Source organism: Bacillus xiapuensis, assembly GCF_002797355.1.
Classification (GTDB): domain Bacteria; phylum Bacillota; class Bacilli; order Bacillales; family Domibacillaceae; genus Bacillus_CE; species Bacillus_CE xiapuensis.
In genome coordinates, this window is record NZ_KZ454939.1 from 541,789 (window position 1) to 562,318 (window position 20,530).

Here is a 20,530-nt window from a genome sequence, read left to right on the forward strand (position 1 = left end):
AACCGGGAAAAGTATAAAGCGGGTAGAAGGATAATAAAGAAAGGGGTTCTAATCATGGGAAAGAAAATTGCCGTATTAGTTACAGACATGTTTGAGGATTCAGAGTACACAGAGCCTGTGAAAGCCTTTAAGGAAGCCGGCCATGAAATTGTTAACATCGAGAAGCAAGCTGGAAAAACTGTGACAGGCAAGCAAGGAAAAGACACGGTCACCATAGACAAAGGCATTGATCAAGCATCACCGAACGAGTTTGACGCTCTGTTGCTGCCGGGCGGTTTTTCTCCTGATCAGCTCCGCGCAGACGATCGCTTTGTTACATTCACGAAAGCCTTTATGGATGCGAAGAAGCCTGTATTCGCGATCTGCCACGGCCCGCAGCTGCTGATTACAGCTAAAGCATTAGAAGGCCGCGACGCTACAGGCTACAAATCCATTAAAGTAGACATGGAGTATGCGGGCGCCAACTACCATGATCAAGAAGTCGTCGTTTGCCAAAATCAATTAGTGACAAGCCGAACACCAGATGATCTTCCAGCGTTTAACCGTGAATCACTGAAGCTTCTGGAAAAATAAGGACTTAAAAAAGCCGGCGGAGAGCCGGCTTTTTTGTATGAGCATCCGAAACGGATGATCGCTTCAATTATTTTTTTAAATTTCCCAGTTCTTCGGCGATGGCTTGCATTTCGCTTGGGCTGAAATTGCTTTTGCGCTTAACCATTTCATAAAGGTCTTTTAAATCTTCATAGGAAGATTCATTAAAATGCTCCGCCTTAACAGCGCCTACATTCACCATGCGCAGCTTGGACGTGATTTGGTCAATCATATATTCAATATTTTCTGGCGACTTAACAGAAAGATCCACGTGCTTGTTCATCCTCTCCCAATCGTTTGATAACATCATTTCATTTTTTTAGTTTGTTGTCAATTGGCTGGCGGCAAGCAATGAAAGAGATCAGCACGGCGCTGACCTCTTTCATTGCTTAAGCGGCCATGTTTTTGTTTTTTTCTTCTTTAATGGCTTTAAGAATATGCTTCGTTTCATGAATGACGACCCCGGAAAGACCGACAATTCCTACTAGGTTAGGGAAGGCCATTAACCCGTTCATAATATCCGCGAATGTCCACACGACCTTCAGGCTTGTAATTGCCCCGATAAAGACAGCCGCCACAAAGACAATGCGATAATATTTCACAACATTTTTGCTAAAGAGGTAAGAGAAGCATTTCTCTCCGTAATAAGACCAGCCAATAATCGTAGAAGAGGCAAAAAACAATAAACCAAGAGCGACGACGTAAGAGCCGGCTGAACCGAGGAACATTTCAAAGGAGGCGGTGGTTAACTCGCTTCCTTCCAGCCCGCTGTTATATTTTCCTGCAAGAACGATCGTTAATCCTGTAATGGAACAAATCAGAATGGTGTCAATAAACACCTGAGTCATCGAAACGAGCGCTTGACGCGCAGGCATATCCGTTTTAGCGGCAGCAGCAGCGATTGGAGCTGATCCGAGACCAGCTTCGTTGGAGAAGACCCCGCGCGCTACCCCGTAGCGGATCACCGTTCCAATCGCTCCTCCGGCCACAGCCTCGCCTGAGAAGGCATCTGTGAAGATGAGACGAAAGGCGGCTGGAAGCTCACTGATATTCATTACTAAAATAATGATGCCGGCAATTAAATAAAATCCTGCCATAATCGGCACAAAGAAAGCGGTCACCCGCCCAATGCTTTTAATTCCCCCAAGCAGTACAAGGGCGGTGAAGGCTAAAAGAACGACACCTGTTATCCATGCGGGCACGTTAAACGTAGATTTCACGACTCCGGCCACAGCATTCGCCTGTACCAGATTCCCGATGCCAAAGGCTGCTATCGCCCCGAACAGGGCAAACGTAACGCCGAGCCATTTTTGTTTTAATCCGCGTTCTAAATAATACATCGGCCCCCCTGACATCTCACCGTCCGCGTCCTGCACTCTGTATTTAACGGCCAGCACAGCTTCTGCATACTTAGTGGCCATCCCGAAAAAGGCGCTGAGCCACATCCAAAAAATAGCCCCGGGTCCCCCGATGATCACGGCCGTTGCTACGCCGACAATATTTCCTGTGCCAACGGTGGCTGCCAAAGCGGTCATTAGGGCTTGGAAGTGGGAAATATCTCCTTCTGAATCCTTATCTTGTTGCTTGCCGAACGCCAGCTTTAGCGAGTAGGGAAGCAACTTCATTTGCAGAAAGCCTAGGCGGATGGTCAAGTAAATGCCTGTTCCTACAAGAAGAAGGAGAAGTGGGGGTCCCCAAATAAACCCGCTAATCTTTTCGAGCACTGCAAGAATTTTCTCCTGATTCATATGATCACTCCTTTTTTATAATTATATAAGAATATTCTGAAAATACTAGTCTTTTGTGCTTTCGGATATACGTTTATTATATTTTTGTGAAAAATGACAAAGTAAATGATAGGGAAGCGTTTCTTGTATTACGATAAACATAGGAAAGAGATTTTCAATTATGAAAAGGAAGGAGAAATATGACGAAAGAGAGAATACTTAAATGTTATTCTTATATAGAGAAGGTGATGGAATGATCAAAGTACTGTTTGTTTGTCTGGGGAATATTTGCCGGTCGCCGATGGCTGAAGCGATGTTTCGGGATTTGTTAAAGAGGGAAAGATTAGAGCATATTATTGCAGTGGATTCTGCTGGAACAGGTCACTGGCATATTGGCGAACCTCCTCATAAAGGTACGTTGGATGTTTTGAACAAGAATGGAGTAAATAGCGAGGGGCTGAAGGCTAGACAGCTGGTGGAGGAAGACGCTGAGCGGTTTCATTACATTGTAGCGATGGATGCGGACAATGTTATACATATTAAACAGAAGTTTGCTTTAAGCCGCCATCAGAAGGTGTTCAAGCTGTTGGATTTAGTGGATGATGCCGAAACAACCGATGTGCCGGATCCTTATTATACAGGCAACTTTGAAGAGGTGTACCGATTAATTCAAAAAGGAAATGAAGCGCTCCTGCGGAAAATTAAACGGGAGCATGATCTAAACTAATCGCTACAACGTGAATCTTCAAACAGCGGGGCTTCTCCCGCTATTGAAAAGAAGAACAAAGGCTAACTCTTGTTACAGCGCCTTTGTCGCCTGCATCAGCTTATATGCGGGATAACAGAAAAATTGATAGAAGGGATGATTGAAATGGGGAAAGGTAAATTCTTTGCTGGTATGGCCATTGGTGCCGTTGTAGGAGGGCTTATAACGCTGACGGATCGGCAGACAAGGTCGGAGATGAAGGAGTACGGAAAGCATGTGTATCATCTGGCGAAAAACCCTCAGCAAATTGCTGATTCTTCAAAAGCGGTCATTGAGAAGTCGAAAGAAATGTTTCAGCAGGTCAATGAAGATGTCGGCTTCATTCGCGACAAGGTAGACAGTTTAATGGACTTGTCCCCTCAAGTGAAGGACCTAGTTGATGAAACGAAAGCGGCTTTTGTTCCTAATATGAAGAAAGAGGATATAGCATCTGATCATTCGGCAATGAATGAATAAGGAGGCGATGATTTGGCGTTCAGTAAAGAGGATGCAAGGATATTTTTCAAGCATTTATTTTATAGGGTCAAAGAATCTGATGCTTCGGATATTGCCGCTCAAATGGCTTACTTTTTTCTGTTAGCGCTGTTTCCTTTGTTAATCTTTACGGTTACACTGTTTGCATATTTGCCGATTAACCAGGCAGATTTGTTCTTACTTATTGAAGACATTGCACCGAAGGATACGATTGAAATGATTCGCCATACAATGGATGAAGTATTAGCGAACCGCAGCGGCGGTCTTTTGTCATTTGGTATTATTGCGACCATTTGGTCAGCTTCTAACGGAATGAATGCTGTCATTAAAGGGTTAAATCACGCTTATGACGTCGAGGAAACGCGGCCGTTTTATTTGAGCAGGGGCATGTCGGTTCTGCTCACGCTCGCTTTGATTGTAGTTGTTGCGGCCGCGCTGGTCCTGCAGGTTTTTGGCAAACAAATAGGTGTATTCGCCGCCGATTATTTAGGAGCGTCCGAGCAGTTTCTGGAGCTTTGGAACTGGCTTCGCTGGCTGGCATTGCCGCTTTTATTATTGATCGTCTTTGTGGGGCTGTATTATTTGGCTCCCAACGTTCAAATTCAATGCATTACCGTATTGCCGGGAGCGCTATTCGCTTCTATTGGCTGGGTCGTTGTTTCCCTCGGCTTTTCCTTCTATGTTAATAACTTTGGCAACTACACAGCCACATACGGGAGCATCGGTGGCATCATTGTTCTGATGATTTGGTTCTATCTCTCTGCTTTAATCATCTTAATCGGCGGGGAAATCAACGCCCTCAGAAATGATCAAAAAGCCGATAGCTAAAAAGAATGAGATGGAAGAGAGAACAAAGAGGCGGGGGCTGTCCAATAAATTTTTTCAATTCAGCACACCCGAAAGAAAACTTAAGAATTGGAACCGCCCCTCCATGGTTAGAGTGTATCTTACAATGGAGGGGCGGTTCAGTTTGGTTTTGTTTTTGAGTTGGGATAGCATGTTCTGAACGGCTTTTAGAGAGATTCGCTTTATCCCGCTAAGCTGTCCGATGGAGTTGACAAAGGCGCTGCAGCAGGCTGTTGCGATGAACAGCGGTGAGGGAAGAACCACCGCTGTTTAACGACTCATTTTATTTTAATAGCCGCAATCCGTTCAGGATCACCAGGATCGTGCTTCCTTCGTGGCCGATTACGCCGAATGGCAAGTCGACGATTTGAAAAAAGTTCGAAATGATCAGCAGCATAATTACAGATATAGAAAAGACAATGTTTTGCTTCACGATGCGCTTCATTTTCTTGGAAAGCCGAATGGCTTCCGCTATCTTAGGGAGATCATTTTTCATTAAGACGATATCCGCGGTCTCCAAGGCGACGTCTGAGCCTTCTCCCATGGCTATGCCGACATGAGCGGTGGCAAGAGCCGGAGCATCGTTGATCCCATCACCAACCATGGCGGTTGTTCCGTGGTCTTTGATGACTTGTTTTAAGTGCGTAACTTTATGTTCCGGCAAGCAATCAGCAATGAAGCTATCCAGATGAGCTTCCTCGGCAATGGCTTTGGCTGTTTTTTCATTATCACCTGTCAGCATAATGGTATAGACGCCTTCTTGTTTTAGGAGATCAAGCGCCCATTTCGTTTCTTCACGGATTAAGTCTTTAAAGGCAATAACAGCGGCGATTCCTTGCTCATCGGCAACGAACACAGTCGTTTTGCCTGATTCGGCAAGCTGCTTTGCCCTTCCGGAAGCGAAGGAGAATGCTTCTTCGCGGCCGACAAAATCCGCTTTTCCGATCTTCCATTCCTTTGCATCCACCATTCCTTTCACTCCCCAGCCGGATACATCCTCTAAATGATCCGGAGAAGAATAGTCCACTTGCTGCTGGTGGGCGTAGCGGACTACGGCTTGTGCCAGCGGGTGGTTGGACTGGCTTTCAATCGACGCGACGGCACTTAGCAGCAGCTGTTTATCCAGCCCCTCACGAACGATCATATCTGTTACCTGCGGTTTTCCCTGCGTTAAGGTGCCGGTTTTATCAAAGGCAATGGCCCTTACGTTCGTCAGGTTTTCTAAATGCACGCCTCCTTTAAATAAAATTCCGTTCCGCGCTCCTTTTGAAATAGCGGAGAGTGTTGCCGGCATAATGGAAGCGACGAGTGCGCATGGTGAAGCGACCACAAGCAGCACCATTGCCCGATAAAATGTTTCAGTCCAGCTCCAGCCGAGCGCATAATGCGGCAGAAACATCATTAGACCGACAACAGCCAGCACTGCTTTGACATAAGTGCCTTCAAACTTTTCGATAAATAATTGAGAGGGTGATTTCTCGCTTTGAGCCGATTGTACAAGCTCGATGATTTTTTGGAACAAGGTTTCACTGGAATTTTTAGTTACTTCGATATAAATGGATCCGGTGATATTGACCGTTCCGGCGAACACCTCTTCATTCGTCTCTTTGGAAACGGGAATGGATTCGCCTGTGATGGCCGCTTCATCCAATGTTGTATGCCCTTTGATAATTTCTCCATCCGCAGGTATGCGCTCCCCGGGCTTGACGAGAATCGTGTCGCCAACGGCCAAGGAGGACACGTGAACTTTTTCTTCTCTGCCATTTGTTATCCGCAAAGCTTCTTCCGGCTGCATTTCCATCAGGGAAGAAATTTCTTTTTGGCTTTTATTTAGTGTATAGGTTTCCAGCGCACCGCTAACGGCAAATATAAAAATGAGAATCGCGCCTTCCGTCCAGTAGCCGATGATTGCTGAGCCGATCGCAGCGAAAATCATTAGCATTTCAACATTCAATTCTTTATTGGCGATCGTTTCTTCTATTCCTTCTTTTGCTTTGGCGAATCCCCCAATGACAAAAGCGGATAAGTAGCTGGAAATCGCCGCTGCTTGCAGGCCGTTCTTTTCTAATAGCCACCCAGTTAGAATGAGCAAACCGCTGAATAAGGCGGCAATGAGTTCGGCATGGGGCATTAGACTCTCGATCCAGCGAGGGTGTTTCTGTTCTTTAATGTGCGAAGCTTTCACTTGTGCATCCATATGTTTAATCCTCCTAATTGAAATTTATTTGAGTTAATTGATAATAATAATCAAAGTTAGTTCAGTGGTTATAACTGAAAATTATTATCAAATGGCGTAAAATAGGTGTTTCTTAAATAAAATATCTTTTTTATTAATTTATAATTATTATAATGTAGATCATCTTACCATATTCGAGAAGAAAAGAAAAGCTTTTGATAGCCCCTTTATTTTCCTAACAAAGAGGGAGGACGGAAAGAAAGGAGATCAGTTGTGATATCGCGCAGCTGCTGAAGAATGAACAGGAACGGATTGTTGAACAATAAGGAAAATGGGGTATGTAAAGTAAAGGAAGAAAGCCGTCCCGTTTTTTTCATGAGCGCACTGAGATGCAGACAGAGAATCCATATCCTGCATATACCCAAACTGTTCGGAACTGCCTGAAGCAGCTTACGAAGGATTAGGCTTTGCTTTTCATCAGTGCGTGATGAAGAAGACCCCATTTCACGTTAAATTGAAGGAGGGATATCTTATGAACAAAATATTTGGAGGAATTGTACTGCTGGGTGTGCCATTATCGGTTGCCGGTTCATTGATGCATTGGCCCAGCTTAGTAATGTTCGTCATTTACTGTGTGACGATCATAGCCTTATCAAGCTTCATGGGACGGGCCACTGAAAGCTTAGCGATTGTAGCGGGCCCAAGAATCGGCGGATTACTGAATGCTACATTCGGAAATGCTGTGGAATTAATTATCTCCATCTTCGCTTTAAAAGCAGGATTAGTGGAAGTGGTTCTTGCTTCACTAACCGGATCGGTTTTAGGAAACTTACTGCTTGTAGCCGGGCTTTCCTTCTTTTTGGGTGGAATTAAATTTAAGCGCCAAACATTTAGTGTCCATGATGCCAGACATAACTCCGGGTTATTAATGTTTGCGGTGATCGTCGCTTTCGTTATTCCTGAAATCTTTTCAATGTCCATGAATGATTCAGAAACGCTGACATTAAGCATCGGAATTTCCATTATCTTAATAGCACTCTATTTGGCTGCGCTGTTCTTTAAACTGGTCACCCATCGAGGCGTCTATGTTTCAAAGAAGAAAGAAGGAAATGCAGTTGAGAAATCCCAAGAGGAGCCTGAGTGGTCAAAAGGCAAAGCGCTCGGCATTCTTCTGGTGGCTACATTGGCTGTAGCTTATGTGTCAGAGGGGCTTGTTCATACATTTGAATCGGTTGGCGAAAGCTTCGGCTGGTCTGAGCTATTTATTGGGGTTATTATCGTGGCGATTGTAGGAAATGCCGCTGAGCATGCTTCCGCCATCATTATGGCGATGAAAAACAAAATGGATATTGCCGTGGAGATCGCGGTCGGCTCCACTTTGCAAATTGCTATGTTTGTGGCGCCCGTGCTCGTTTTATTATCCTTATTCTTTCCTCAAACAATGCCGCTCGTGTTCACTGTGCCAGAGTTAGTGTCCATGGTGACAGCGGTGCTGTTGGCGATTGTGATCTCCAACGATGGAGAAACGAATTGGTTTGAGGGCTTAACCTTGCTGGCGGCCTATTTCATCATGGGAATCGGCTTTTACTTATTGTAATGAATAGAAGCTGCTGCTGACATTGCGTCTGCAGCGGTTTTTTTATGGGGATCGGCTTTTCAGCTTTTTGAATTCATGGATAAGAAAAAACACTCAGGTGTAAACTATGCAAAAAAGAATGCTTGGAGGAACTGACATCATGAAAATCATCCGTTTGCTTTTGGCTGCTGCGGCAGTCTTTGCTTTCACCGGATTAGGAGAGTTTGCCGCCGCAGCCAAGAAGGAAGACAAACCTTCTTTGCCAATCCCTCCTTCGGTTAAGGACCTATCACAAGATAATACTTATTTAAACGAGGAGCAGGAACTATCTGATTTGCAGCCGAGTGAGTTGACGAAGGAATTATTAAGCACATCGAAAGCGAAGATCACCAATCCCCGGCTTATCCGCATGCTGAATGAAACATCGGTCAATAAATCGCTCTTTTCCATTGGCATGAGGGCAACGGTCTTTTTGGGAGAGTGGCCGCTGTCATACAGCTCAGATGAAACAAGCGCTAATTGGGAGTACCAAAAGGTTAATACGAATTTCTTTGATAATCGCGCCGGAAAAAGCATCTATCAAATGCATTATGTTCAAGAAGCACATAAAACAGTGAGGGGAGGGCTGTCCGTTAAGCTTCCCCGCTCGGAGGAAGTCAAGCAGATGGTACTAAAGGAAGCGATCCAGCGCACGAATTTGCCTTTAGCGTATGCAACAAGTATTGGAAACGGCACCAAGCAAAATGATATTTATAATGTGGCTCCGAAAACAGCTGGATATTTAAGCGCTTTTGCTCCGGCCATTCATGAAAAAGGACGGGTCGCTTATGGAGAAGTATTCCTGGTACTGACCGGCAGCAAACGGGCTCTCGTGATCAAAAATATGACGACGAAAAAGGTGAGCGCATGGATTCCGATCAGCAATCACCTGTCCTTCAGTTTCCGCTCAGTGCGCCAGCCGTAAAAAATGAATAGGTGAAATTAAAAGCATTGAAATGGATGAGGGAATCAGCTAACATGAAATGGAACTTTTCCTGCATTTGAATAGAAAGGGGCCAATCCATTTTGAAGCCAATCACAGACAAATCATCACAAATCACTTATTTAAAGGAAAGATTGAATATATTTCTGGAAGTGCTCGATTCCATGGATCCGGCGGATACAGATTTAGAAGACATCGACCGCCTGCTTCAAATGATTGATGATATTGAAACGAAGTGTGAACAATTTAAAGTTCGTTAAGAAAACAAAAAAGGCTGATCCGGCAACAGCGGATTCAGCTTTTTTTTGGCATTCCACTAAAGCGGGTGCGAGTGATGGCGAAATGATAGCGTTTTCGGCTGGGAAATCTCCACTGCAATTTTTTCTTTTAAAGCGATGAAGTGAGGGCTATAATGAACAATGAGGGTAATTATATACAAAGCATGAGGGGGATCACAATGAATCTAGAAAACTTGCAGAAAAGCATGTATCAATTAATCGTGGAAACATCCACCAATTTGCCGAAAGATGTGCGCCGCGCGATTAAAGCTGCTGTCATTCGTGAAAACGCTGGCACAAGTGCGGCGATGAGTCTTGCTACCATTACGAATAATATTCAGATGGCCGATGACAATATCTCTCCTATTTGCCAAGATACCGGAATGCCGACATTTAAAGTGAAAACACCTGTAGGAGCCAATCAGCTAGAAATTAAAGAAGCCATTCATCAGGCGCTTGTGCAAGCGACGAAAGATGGGAAGCTGCGCCCTAACTCTGTTGATTCATTAACGGGAAAGAACAGCGGGGATAATCTGGGTGCTGGAACCCCTGTCATTAAGTTTGAACAATGGGAAAACGATTACATAGATGCCCGTCTCATTTTAAAAGGCGGCGGCTGCGAAAATAAAAATATTCAATACAGCCTGCCATGTGAATTAGAGGGCTTGGGAAGAGCCGGCCGTGACCTTGACGGAATTCGCAAATGCATTATGCATGCCGTCTACCAAGCTCAAGGACAAGGATGCAGCGCAGGATTTATCGGCGTCGGTATCGGCGGCGACCGCACATCCGGCTATGAGCTGGCCAAGAACCAGCTCTTCCGCCATGTGGATGATGTCAATCCGAATGAAGATTTGCGCAAGCTTGAAGAATATATTATGAAACATGCAAACGAGCTCGGAATCGGTACGATGGGATTTGGCGGAGAAACGACGCTGCTTGGCTGCAAAATTGGTGCCATCAACCGCTTGCCGGCAAGTTTCTTCGTTTCCGTTGCTTACAACTGCTGGGCATTTCGTCGCCTCGGCGTAAAGGTTCATGCCGAAACGGGAGATATTCAGGAATGGCTGTATCAGGAAGGCGAAAAACTGTCGTTTGAACAGCCCGCTGAAGCGCCGAAAGAAGAAAAGCGTGTGATCACATTGCAAGCGCCTATCACAGAAGAACAAATTCGCCAGCTCAAGGTGGGCGATATAGTTCGAATAAATGGAAGAATGTACACCGGCCGTGACGCGATCCATAAATATTTAATGGATCACGATGCGCCGGTAGATTTAAACGGACAAGTGATTTATCATTGCGGCCCAGTGATGCTGAAGGATGAAGACGGCCAATGGCATGTGAAAGCAGCCGGTCCAACCACATCCATTCGCGAGGAGCCTTATCAAGGCGACATCATGAAGAAATTCGGCATACGCGCCGTCATTGGAAAAGGCGGCATGGGACCGAAAACATTAGCAGCTCTTCAAGAGCATGGCGGCGTCTACCTAAACGCGATCGGCGGAGCCGCTCAGTACTACGCGGACTGCATTCAATCGGTTGACGGCGTAGACTTGATGGAATTCGGCATTCCAGAAGCCATGTGGCATCTGCAAGTCGAAGGCTTCACCGCTGTCGTAACCATGGACTCCCATGGCAACAGCCTGCACGCTTCCGTTAATCAATCATCTTTAGAAAAGCTTGCTCAATTCAAAGAACCAGTATTCAACTAATGATTCACATATACGGTCGTCCCATCACTTGATGGGGCGACTTTTTGCTTGGAACGCCCATAAAGGCAACCTCCAAACAAGGAAGGCACTGAAAAGGTGATGGCTTTGACATCATAATATGCAGCTTAATCCCTTTACAGCAGGTGACGAACTCCTTTTTGTGATGAAGGCTGCTTTTTCAGCGGACTTCTTTTAATTCCGTATCGCAGCGGCCTGTTGCATTTCTTTATCGTCTGCATCGTGCAGGTCTGGAAAAATCGTCCATATAGCTGCCTTTTTCTCTAGCTTAGAGTTTTGATTAAGGCATGTTACATGCGGGATAAAGGCTGAAACTAGGGCAAGGAATGAATCCTAAAAAAACAGCTTGTCTGTTTGTTAAGCAATTCGTCTGCCAGAGCTGTTTCCCCGGATATTCAATGCCAAATTTTTCATCGAACTTTTTTCATGATGATCGGATATTTATTCTGTTTCGATCGAAACTAAAGGAAAAGAGCAAAGGAAGATGATTATGAAATGGTTGCTGCACGTCCTGCTGATTTCTTCTCTTCTTACTGTCCAGGCGCTTCCGGCACATGCTGTATCCAATCAAGCGATTCATTGGGGGCTGAAAAAAGCAAGCAATGAACAGCCGGCAGAAGCAGGGAAGGAACTGGATGATTTGTTGGGGAAGTATGGAGCGTTTTATAAAGGAGATCCAAAGGAAAAGGTCGTTTATTTAACTTTTGATAACGGATATGAGAATGGGTATACAGCGAGCATCCTCGATACGCTGAAGAAAGAAAAAGTTCCTGCGACTTTTTTCGTCACCGGCCATTATTTAAAAAGTGCTTTCGATCTGGTCAAAAGGATGAACAAGGAGGGACATATTATTGGCAATCACTCCTGGAATCATCCGGATTTAACGCAAGTACATGATGAAAAATTAAAGGAAGAACTAAAGATGGTAAAGGAAAAAACGGCGCAGCTAACGAAGCAAAAAGAGATGAAATATTTGCGCCCGCCAAGGGGAATCTTGAGCGAAAGAACATTAAAGCTAGCCAAAGATGAAGGCTACACGCATGTGATGTGGTCGCTGGCCTATGTGGATTGGCAAACGAATCAGCAAAAGGGCTGGAAGTATGCCTATGACAACATCATGGCGCAAATCCATCCCGGAGCAGTCCTTTTGCTGCATACCGTTTCTAAAGACAATGCTGAAGCGTTGCCCCAAGCCATTAAAGACTTGAAAAAACGCGGATACCGTTTTGAAAGCCTGGATCACTATACGAATAAACAAAAGAAATAGGGACTGCTTCAGGCAGCCCTGTTTTTTTGGCTGTTTTTCGTTATACTAATGGGTAGTAGAAAAGAGGAAGTGACGTAATGAAGCAGCAAGATCAAATGAAATTAAAAGTAAAGCAAAGCTTTCCTTTGACCATTAAACGACTGGGAATCAACGGGGAGGGAGTCGGGTATTTTAAACGGAAGGTGGTATTCGTTCCGGGCGCCCTCCCTGGGGAAGAAGTCGTCGTCGAAGCCACGAAAGTGCATCCCAAATTTGCAGAAGGGAAAATTAAGAAAATCAGAAAAGCTTCTTCGCACAGAACAGCGCCGCCATGTCCCGTATACGAGCAATGCGGCGGCTGCCAGCTGCAGCACCTCGCTTACGAGCAGCAGCTGAAAGAAAAGAAAGACATTGTGATTCAATCGTTCGAACGCCATACCAAGCTGGATGTCGACAGCCTGCAAATTCGGGACACCATAGGAATGGAGCATCCTTGGAAGTACCGCAATAAAAGCCAATTTCAAACAGGCAAACACGAGGGAAAAGTCATCGCCGGCCTATACAGCCTAAACTCTCACCGGCTGATCGATATTCCCGAATGCATCGTCCAGCAGCCCAAGATCAATGAGGTGCTTACAACAGTAAAGAATATCCTCCAGGATGTAAATATCTCTATTTATGATGAGAAGAAAAACAAAGGCGCTGTGAAAACGATCGTCACCCGCATAGGAGTGAACACCGGCCAGATTCAAGTCGTGCTGATCACCGCAACGAAGGAGCTTCCAAAAAAAGACCTGATCATCAATGAAATCAAGAAGCGCCTCCCAGAAGTCCGCTCCATTATTCAAAATATTAATCCGAAAAAAACATCTTTAATTTTTGGGGAGAAAACGATTACGCTGGCAGGGGAAGAGACCATTGAAGAACAGCTGGGTGACTACACCTATGCCTTATCCGCCCGGGCCTTTTTCCAGCTGAATCCCGAACAAACAGTTAAGCTGTACAATGAGGTGAAAAAAGCAGCCCAGCTTTCAGGAACCGAGAAGATCGTCGATGCTTATTGCGGCTCGGGAACCATTGGCCTCTGGGTTGGAAAAGACGCCGCAGAAATTCGCGGAATGGACGTCATCGCCGAATCCATTGAAAACGCCCGCCAAAACGCCGCCGCTTACGGAATGAACGCCCTCTATCAAGTGGGCACCGCCGAAGAATGGCTGCCCAAATGGCTGAAACAGGGCTGGCACCCCGATGTCGTCATCGTCGATCCGCCACGCACAGGATGCGACTCTGCCTTCCTCAGCACCATCAAGCAAATAAAGCCAACACGCTTTGTTTATGTCTCATGCAACCCCTCCACATTGGCGAAAGACATCCAGCAGCTAAGCTCCATTTACAAAGTGGAGTATATCCAGCCGGTGGACATGTTTCCGCATACAGCGCACGTTGAGTGTGTGGTCTTGATGTCTAGGGTGGAGAAATAAGGCTTTGATAAATAAAGGATTTTCAAGGTTGGAGGATTTTCTGCCTGATTTCTGGCAGTACCTTTTAACCTTGAAAATCCTTATTTTTATTTATTGAGGAAACATATCAACTGCCCTGAAAGCGATAGGGTTGAGTTGATAGATTAGATTTTTTTATGGGGTTGAGGAGACAGGATAGATGTGCCTTTTTACTATTCTTATTCTTTTTCAATATTCTCTAAGGATTGATCTTTGTGAGTTTTTGGTCTGTATGTTGCATTAAAGACCATATCCAACAACCACTTCTTAAAGGATTGATTATTTTTGTTACGTTTATCGCTTTCAAATGCTTCATACAGTTCCATGCCAGTTGAGATTGTATTCATAATTGCCTCAATCGTAGCACGGTCACTTTCGTCACGTGCGTTTTGAGCGTCAGAGAATTTCATGGCATTTTGATAAGCTTCATCTCGGCTAACTATATCTGGCAAATCAGCAACTTGGCGGCGGATTCGATCCTCATCTGTCCAATCACAATCACCCCATATGTCATGAAAAGTTTGAAGAATGTGTGTCAGTGTATCTAATTCTGGAACGTGTATTCCTACATCAGTGCTTACTGGTACTGGATCGATTTCTACATTTTCATCAGCAAGGGTAATTGACATTGTTTCCTGTGCAACTACTCGGTAGCTTTCTAAATCTACACTTTCTAAAATGCCTTCTGATAAATCATCCTCATTATTTGGACTTGGCAGCTTGTTAATGAGAAGATTTAAAAATATAGATAATTTCTCCCAATCAACAGAGCCGTATGGCAATATAGCTGATAGGAAGTTATAAGTACGAACAAACCTCTTGGCACTGCTCTTGAATAAGATTTGTTCTTCTGTTTCTAAGCCTTTATAGTTTTCTACACAGGAGTCCAAAATTGGATCTAGCTTATCTCTTTCAGCATTATTAAGATATAACTCTACAAAAGTATCAACTTGTTGTTTTGTATAAACCTGCAAAGGCTCCATTTCATCAATCAAATCATTTAGTTTGTTTACATCTGTTTCACCAGAAAGAATAGTGGTCTTGTAATACTTTTCAAAAGCACTCTTGATATCTTCTGGATCATTCGCAAAGTCTAAAATAAATGTATCGTTTTTACCATTATAGGAACGATTAAGCCTAGATAGTGTTTGTACAGCTTTAATATCTGCTAGTTTTTTATCTACATACATGGTATGTAGCAGAGGCTCATCATAACCTGTTTGAAACTTATTGGCGACAATTAAAAAGCGATATGGTTCTTTCTTAAACATTTTTTCTATTTTTGTGCTAGGAAAACCATTGAGAGAAGCTTCATTTACTGTTTGCCCTTCCCAAACAACATCACCGGAAAACGCTATTATGGCTTTGTACTGACTTTTACGTTCTTTTAAAGAACGATTAATTGCATGATAATATTCTATAGCTCGTTTGATTTCACTAGTCACAACCATAGCCCTAGCTTTACCACCAATTTTCATTTGTACATCAGTGTGAAAATGTTCTACCATAATATTAGCTTTTTCTTGAATAGCAAATTCATTCGATTCAACGAAGTACTTAAGACGGCTCTGAGCACGTTTTTTATCAAATAGGGGGTCATCCTCTACGGTTTTGATAATATGATAATAACTTTGGTATGGCGTATAATATTTTAATACGTCCAAAATAAATTTTTCTTCAATAGCTTGTTTCATTGTATAAATATAATGTGGTCTTGCTTTTCTTGTACCGTCCTCGTTATAGACTGGCTTACCATTCTCATCGACTAAAGGCATACCGAACATCTCAAGTGTCTTGTTTTTTGGTGTGGCAGTAAAGGCAAAATAGCTGGCGTTAGAAGCCATCTTTTTACCTTCGATTAAACTATTGATTTTATCTTCAACTGTATCATCTTCGCTATAAACATTACCAGAAAGAACAATATTCATTTTAGCAGAGAGACTGCCATTTTGACTAGAATGGGCCTCATCAATAATTATGGCAAACTTACTATTTTTGTGGATATTAGTAATGTCGTCTAGAATAAATTGAAACTTGTGCACAATTGTGATTATAATTTTTTTACCCTCATCAAGTAGCTTTTTCAATTCAGAGGAATCCTTGGCCCAGCCAACCGTAGAGGAGACCTGCATGAATTGACGAATCGTATTTTTTATTTGTTTGTCAAGGTTAATGCGATCCGTAACTACAATGACGGTATCAAACACATCTCCGTTTGCATTTCTCAACGTAACAAGCTGGTGAGCAAGCCATGCAATAGAATTGGATTTACCGCTTCCTGCACTATGTTGAATCAAATAACGCTGTCCGACCCCTTGATGTGCTGCTTCAGCCAAAAGGGATTTAACAACTTGTAATTGGTGATAACGAGGGAAAATTTGTTTATAGGTTTTTTTCTTTGTTTCTTCGTCTTCCTCGCAGACCACTTGTGCATAGTTCTCAAGTATGTTTGAAAGCTCACCCTTGGTTAGAATTTCTTTCCAAAGATAGTCCGTTTTTATTCCGCTTGGATTTGGAGGGTTACCCGCACCATCGTTATAACCTTTATTAAAAGGCAGAAACCAGGACTTCTCCTTTTTAAGTTCGGTACACATATAGACCTCGTTATCGTCGACTGCAAAATGAACAAGACAACGTTTAAAATTAAAAATAAGTTCTGATGGTTCACGATCAGTTTTATATTGGTGTATTGCATCCTGGACATTTTGTTTAGTGAGCTGGTTCTTAAGCTCAAAAGTCATAATTGGTAATCCATTTAGGAAAATAGTCATATCAAGTGCACGGCGGCTATGTTGCTTAGAATATTGCAATTGTCGCGTTACACTGAATATGTTCTTTTCATATTGTTCTGAAGCTCTTTTGTTTCCATCAGAAGGCAAAACCATATATAAATCTAAACTTTTATGTTTGTATTTAAACGGCTTACGCAAAACCTCAACAACACCATCATCAGAAATCTTCTTGCTGAGGCGGTCGAGGAATTTTTTCTTTTCAGATGCACTGTCTAGAATATGAAGTTCTTTTATCACTTCTGCTTGTGTATTAACAAGAAAGCGGAATAAGCGCGCCTCATCAATTGCATAATCCTGATTGAAATCAGAGTTTAAACCTTGCTCATAATGATTTTTTTGAACAAGCCAGTTTACAATAAGGGTTTCAAAACCATTTTCCTTAGTATTGGTGTGCATTAAACAACGACCTCCTCACATAAAGGTTCTTCATCTGGTTCATCGTTGATGTCTTCTTCTGCAACTTCATTAAGTTCATCGCTTGTTACTACTTCGTACTCTGGAATATTCACGGCACGGACATCAACTTGCCCAGTAACTACATCTGCTATTGTTTTGGTTTGAAGTTCTCCAAGATAGCTGATTTCTTTCTTAATACTATCAATTAATAAGTCAATCTTAGCTTGTACTTCGAGGCAATAGGATACAATCTCTTGTTGCTCTTCTTTTGGAGGTAATAGAACGATCATTCTTCGAATGTCATTGTAGCCAATGCTTTGCCGAACACCTCCGCCCATTCCGTAAAACAACTTGCTCACATCATACGAATGTAACAGAAGGTAAAGGTACTCAGAAAGCATATTTTCCCTTGGTTTTAGACATGTGTATGCCGATGTAATTATACCTGTTTGAGTTGAAAGACCTACTCTTAAACTTTTATGATCATTCTGCAAATCAGTTAAGCGCAGAATTATATTTCCATCATGAATTATCTGATATGTGTCAAAGGATGCAGGTAGCAAGCCGGTCGTGGTATTTATATCCTTATTTACAATCCTTCCATAGCTAAGGGATAGCAAATTTTGGTTATGAACATTTTTATTTGAAATTTTTTGCTCTGCAGCACACTGAAAAAGCATTTTTTCTTCCCAGTGAGCAGGTATATCACCAATCCAACTTTGCTGACTCGATTTTGTTACAGATTGATGAAAACCTTTTGTAACAGCATGGAAAATTAGAGAGTTCTTTAATTCAGTTAAATTTGAGATTTCCTTCTTTTTCCCTTTGATATATCTGGTTATTTCTGTTATTTTCCAGTCTAGAAAGCGGACGATTTGGTCTTGTTCTTGGCGTGGTGGAACCGGCAAGTGTATATTTTTTAGTTCACTATACCGAGTTGTCCACAAGTCGGCCACTAATCCTCTGCCATTACGGAAATATTCTTCTGTAAAAGGAACACATCTTAGCAAGTAGTGCAAATAGCGCGAGTTTTCATTTGTAATTGGTTTTAATACTATATTAATTAAGGATACTGAACCATCAAGAGGAGAGATCCCGCTTGAACCTTTTCTGTCTGATCTGCTGTTAATTACAAAATCACCAGCTTTTACGAGCTTTCGATTATCACCGTTATCCGTTTTTATAGCAGTTTCAAGCTGAGGTACAATACCGGCTTTACTTACCGACAGAGGTGCATAGTCCTTATCAGATACTTTTAATTTTCTTTCAATAAAGAGTTCACGAACTTTGCGAGTCTCCCATTGAAAAGGTATTTTGTCAATCCACAAGGCTCTTGTGTCTTTATATTTTTCATAAGGTCTTAACATTAATGATCACCTCCTCCAGTTAGTTGGACAATTGATGCCAAAAGCCCATCTGTGTCAGCTTCTATTTTTTTTATGTCTGTAATAATATCTGCCGCTTCTCGCAATTCAATTGGTTTGTAAAAATATTTTGTGAAGCTGAGTTCATATCCTAGAGTTATGGAGTTTTCATCTATCCATGCGTCTGGGACATACGGTAAAATTTCATTATTAAAGAACGCTTCAATGCCTCCCTCATAAGTATAGGGAATCTGCTCATTATCTTTTAAATCTTTATCAGGCTCATAACCACCTTTATTACTTTTAACTGGCTCAGCTTGCTCGTCAACTGTAGTGAAGTAATTACGTATAGTCTTAATCCTCTTTGCAGTTAGTTTAATTTTACTTCCTTTTGCAGCGTCCTCTACGTCGGCAATAAAGGTATTATAATCTAATAAAGGTTCAGTACCCACCAATTCCTTAACTTTGCACATCAAACAGTATAACGGCTCATCTTTCGCTTCTTGCTTTAATAATTCAAGACTATCTTCTGAGATTTCCACACGCAAACGAAGTGGACGAAGAATATCTACTGAGTAATAAGCAAATTCCTCATTATCAAAAACTTTGCTATATGTCTCATCAGCTTCTGTAAAAGCAAGGTATAATGATATGATTTGGTTTCGAATCTCTGGAGTTAGTTCACTATTTTTATCACCAATACTTTTTCTTAATGGAGACTTTAAGGAAGTGGCATCAATCAATTGAACTTTGCCTTTACGTTCGTTTGCCTTATTATTTGTGACAACCCAAAGGAATGTACCGATACCAGTATTGTAAAACATATTTTCAGGCAGAGCTACAATTGCTTCTAACATGTCATTTTCAATAATGTAGCGACGAAGATTACTTGGTCCACTGCCCGCTTTCCCTGTAAAGAGGGATGAACCATTGTGTACTTCAACAATACGACTACCAAATTCGGTAGTAGTTTTCATTTTGCTTATATTATTTGCAAGAAATAACATCTGAGGATCACCGATATCAGGTAATAAGGAATAGTTAGAATTACCATCATAATTAATAATAAAGCGAGGGTCGGTGATATCATCCTTTTTAATGTCTCCCCATGCTTTAAGCTCAGCTTTCCATGATGTTCCAAATGGAGGATTTGAAAGCATAAAATCAAATTCTTCACGAGGAAAACCGTCATTTGATATTGTTGAGCCAAAATAAATATTATCAGCCTGAGTACCTTCACCTTTCACTAGCATATCTGCGCAAGCAATCGCATAGGTTTCGTCAGCATTTTCCTGACCAAATAACTTTATAGAAACCTTTTTTCCGGCTTCCTCAGCTAGTTCATGTATACGCTGTTCACCTACCGTTAGCATGCCGCCAGTACCGCAGGCACCATCATAAATACGATAAGTTGTACTCTGAATCTGATCCTGAACAGGAACAAACGCGATATCTGCCATTAATTCAACAATATCTCTAGGGGTAAAATGACGTCCTGCATCTGTTATATTTGTTTCTTCATTAAACATACGGATAACTTCTTCAAAAAGGGTACCCATCGTATGATTATCGAGGGCAGGCAAGCGCACACTCCCATCGTCGTTTAGAACAGGTTGATTGCTAAGGTTAATCCTCGGATCAACAAACTTCTCAATCAGGAGCCCTAGTCGATCTTGCTCTGATAACCTATTAATTTGATTTCTAAAATGAAATTTATCAATGATTTCCTGTACATTTTTTGAAAAGCCATCTAAATAATTGATGAAGTCATTTTTTAATTGCTGTTGGTTAGTACGAGACTTCAAGTCTTTCAAAGTAAATTCAGATTTATTACAGAAAGCTTGCCCAGCTACTCTGCACAAAACAGGGTCGATATCTACTATACTGCCTTTCGATTCCATCTTTTTTTTCATCGCTATTACTGCATCATGTTTAGGTTCAAGTACGGCATCAAATCGGCGAATAACTAACATTGGTAAAATAATTTTTCGATAATCACCTACATCATATACATCCACTAGGCAGTCATTAGCGATACCCCATATAAATGATTTCAATGAATTATAAGTTTGTTGGTCCATTATATC

At 42.4% G+C, this 20,530-nt stretch carries 16 protein-coding genes; 10 read left to right on the plus strand and 6 right to left on the minus strand.

The genetic code is table 11. The features are described 5' to 3' along the window. Nucleotides 1-54 precede the first annotated feature (54 nt). Nucleotides 55-573: a type 1 glutamine amidotransferase domain-containing protein gene (locus tag CEF20_RS02625; RefSeq protein ID WP_100330372.1), complete on the plus strand. Its 519-nt coding sequence runs from the start codon at nt 55-57 to the stop codon at nt 571-573. Nucleotides 574-640: 67 nt separating this feature from the next. Here CEF20_RS02625 and CEF20_RS02630 read toward each other — a convergent pair whose 3' ends face one another. Both CEF20_RS02630 and CEF20_RS02635 read right to left on the minus strand, forming a co-directional pair. Then, entirely contained in the window at nt 641-862 is a 222-nt protein-coding gene (locus CEF20_RS02630) for a DUF1128 domain-containing protein (protein WP_100330373.1), read from the minus strand. A 118-nt stretch (nt 863-980) separates the two neighbouring features. Continuing rightward, nucleotides 981-2,339: an alanine/glycine:cation symporter family protein gene (locus CEF20_RS02635; protein ID WP_100330374.1), complete on the minus strand. Its 1,359-nt coding sequence runs from the start codon at nt 2,337-2,339 to the stop codon at nt 981-983. Between the two features lie 232 nt (nt 2,340-2,571). Between CEF20_RS02635 and CEF20_RS02640 the strand changes: the two genes are divergently transcribed. From CEF20_RS02640 to CEF20_RS02650, 3 genes are all read left to right on the plus strand, one after another. Then, nucleotides 2,572-3,045 carry a low molecular weight protein-tyrosine-phosphatase gene (locus CEF20_RS02640; RefSeq protein ID WP_100331978.1) on the plus strand — a complete coding sequence of 158 codons (474 nt, stop codon included), beginning with the start codon at nt 2,572-2,574 and terminating at the stop codon, nt 3,043-3,045. A 144-nt stretch (nt 3,046-3,189) separates the two neighbouring features. Further along, entirely contained in the window at nt 3,190-3,540 is a 351-nt protein-coding gene (locus CEF20_RS02645; protein WP_100330375.1) for a YtxH domain-containing protein, read from the plus strand. Nucleotides 3,541-3,552: 12 nt separating this feature from the next. Continuing rightward, nucleotides 3,553-4,386 (plus strand): YihY/virulence factor BrkB family protein, encoded by an 834-nt coding sequence (locus CEF20_RS02650; RefSeq protein ID WP_198508458.1) that lies wholly within the window; start codon nt 3,553-3,555, stop codon nt 4,384-4,386. A 301-nt stretch (nt 4,387-4,687) separates the two neighbouring features. Here CEF20_RS02650 and CEF20_RS02655 read toward each other — a convergent pair whose 3' ends face one another. After that, nucleotides 4,688-6,601, minus strand: a complete 1,914-nt coding sequence (locus tag CEF20_RS02655) for a heavy metal translocating P-type ATPase (RefSeq protein ID WP_100330376.1) — start codon at nt 6,599-6,601, stop codon at nt 4,688-4,690. 511 nt (nt 6,602-7,112) lie between these two features. Here CEF20_RS02655 and cax point away from each other — a divergent pair. The 6 genes from cax to rlmD all read left to right on the plus strand — a co-directional run bounded on the left by cax (nt 7,113) and on the right by rlmD (nt 13,873). Then, nucleotides 7,113-8,177 carry a calcium/proton exchanger gene (gene cax / locus CEF20_RS02660; RefSeq protein WP_100330377.1) on the plus strand — a complete coding sequence of 355 codons (1,065 nt, stop codon included), beginning with the start codon at nt 7,113-7,115 and terminating at the stop codon, nt 8,175-8,177. A gap of 139 nt (nt 8,178-8,316) precedes the next feature. After that, complete coding sequence (locus CEF20_RS02665; RefSeq protein ID WP_100331980.1) at nt 8,317-9,120, plus strand: YfkD family protein; 804 nt, start codon at nt 8,317-8,319, stop codon at nt 9,118-9,120. Nucleotides 9,121-9,221: 101 nt separating this feature from the next. Further along, nucleotides 9,222-9,398, plus strand: coding sequence for an SE1561 family protein (locus tag CEF20_RS02670; RefSeq protein ID WP_408607778.1), 177 nt, complete (start codon nt 9,222-9,224; stop codon nt 9,396-9,398). Nucleotides 9,399-9,595: 197 nt separating this feature from the next. Next, on the plus strand, nt 9,596-11,128 hold the full coding sequence (locus CEF20_RS02675; RefSeq protein WP_100330379.1) for a fumarate hydratase: 1,533 nt from the start codon (nt 9,596-9,598) through the stop codon (nt 11,126-11,128). Nucleotides 11,129-11,636: 508 nt separating this feature from the next. After that, nucleotides 11,637-12,413 (plus strand): delta-lactam-biosynthetic de-N-acetylase, encoded by a 777-nt coding sequence (gene pdaA, locus CEF20_RS02680; protein ID WP_100330380.1) that lies wholly within the window; start codon nt 11,637-11,639, stop codon nt 12,411-12,413. A gap of 77 nt (nt 12,414-12,490) precedes the next feature. Continuing rightward, entirely contained in the window at nt 12,491-13,873 is a 1,383-nt protein-coding gene (rlmD, locus tag CEF20_RS02685) for a 23S rRNA (uracil(1939)-C(5))-methyltransferase RlmD (protein WP_100330381.1), read from the plus strand. A 197-nt stretch (nt 13,874-14,070) separates the two neighbouring features. Here the strand turns inward: rlmD and CEF20_RS02690 are convergent, their stop codons facing one another. From CEF20_RS02690 to CEF20_RS02700, 3 genes are read right to left on the minus strand one after another with little or no spacing between them, the layout of a single operon-like run. Further along, nucleotides 14,071-17,079, minus strand: a complete 3,009-nt coding sequence (locus CEF20_RS02690) for a type I restriction endonuclease subunit R (protein ID WP_100330382.1) — start codon at nt 17,077-17,079, stop codon at nt 14,071-14,073. After that, nucleotides 17,079-18,446, minus strand: coding sequence for a restriction endonuclease subunit S (locus CEF20_RS02695; protein ID WP_100330383.1), 1,368 nt, complete (start codon nt 18,444-18,446; stop codon nt 17,079-17,081). The genes CEF20_RS02690 and CEF20_RS02695 overlap by 1 nt, the downstream gene beginning before the upstream one ends. Next, entirely contained in the window at nt 18,446-20,524 is a 2,079-nt protein-coding gene (locus CEF20_RS02700; RefSeq protein ID WP_100330384.1) for a type I restriction-modification system subunit M, read from the minus strand. The genes CEF20_RS02695 and CEF20_RS02700 overlap by 1 nt, the downstream gene beginning before the upstream one ends. Nucleotides 20,525-20,530: the final 6 nt, after the last annotated feature.

Bases quoted from the DNA above. Each gene is read 5' to 3' on its own strand.
- CEF20_RS02635 (WP_100330374.1), bottom strand. From the start codon at position 2,339: ATGAATCAGGAGAAAATTCTTGCAGTGCTCGAAAAGATTAGCGGGTTT.
- CEF20_RS02645 (WP_100330375.1), top strand. From the start codon at position 3,190: ATGGGGAAAGGTAAATTCTTTGCTGGTATGGCCATTGGTGCCGTTGTA.
- CEF20_RS02695 (WP_100330383.1), bottom strand. From the start codon at position 18,446: ATGTTAAGACCTTATGAAAAATATAAAGACACAAGAGCCTTGTGGATT.
- CEF20_RS02690 (WP_100330382.1), bottom strand. From the start codon at position 17,079: ATGCACACCAATACTAAGGAAAATGGTTTTGAAACCCTTATTGTAAAC.
- CEF20_RS02665 (WP_100331980.1), top strand. From the start codon at position 8,317: ATGAAAATCATCCGTTTGCTTTTGGCTGCTGCGGCAGTCTTTGCTTTC.
- cax (WP_100330377.1), top strand. From the start codon at position 7,113: ATGAACAAAATATTTGGAGGAATTGTACTGCTGGGTGTGCCATTATCG.
- CEF20_RS02675 (WP_100330379.1), top strand. From the start codon at position 9,596: ATGAATCTAGAAAACTTGCAGAAAAGCATGTATCAATTAATCGTGGAA.
- CEF20_RS02655 (WP_100330376.1), bottom strand. From the start codon at position 6,601: ATGGATGCACAAGTGAAAGCTTCGCACATTAAAGAACAGAAACACCCT.
- CEF20_RS02640 (WP_100331978.1), top strand. From the start codon at position 2,572: ATGATCAAAGTACTGTTTGTTTGTCTGGGGAATATTTGCCGGTCGCCG.
- CEF20_RS02700 (WP_100330384.1), bottom strand. From the start codon at position 20,524: ATGGACCAACAAACTTATAATTCATTGAAATCATTTATATGGGGTATC.
- pdaA (WP_100330380.1), top strand. From the start codon at position 11,637: ATGAAATGGTTGCTGCACGTCCTGCTGATTTCTTCTCTTCTTACTGTC.
- CEF20_RS02625 (WP_100330372.1), top strand. From the start codon at position 55: ATGGGAAAGAAAATTGCCGTATTAGTTACAGACATGTTTGAGGATTCA.
- rlmD (WP_100330381.1), top strand. From the start codon at position 12,491: ATGAAGCAGCAAGATCAAATGAAATTAAAAGTAAAGCAAAGCTTTCCT.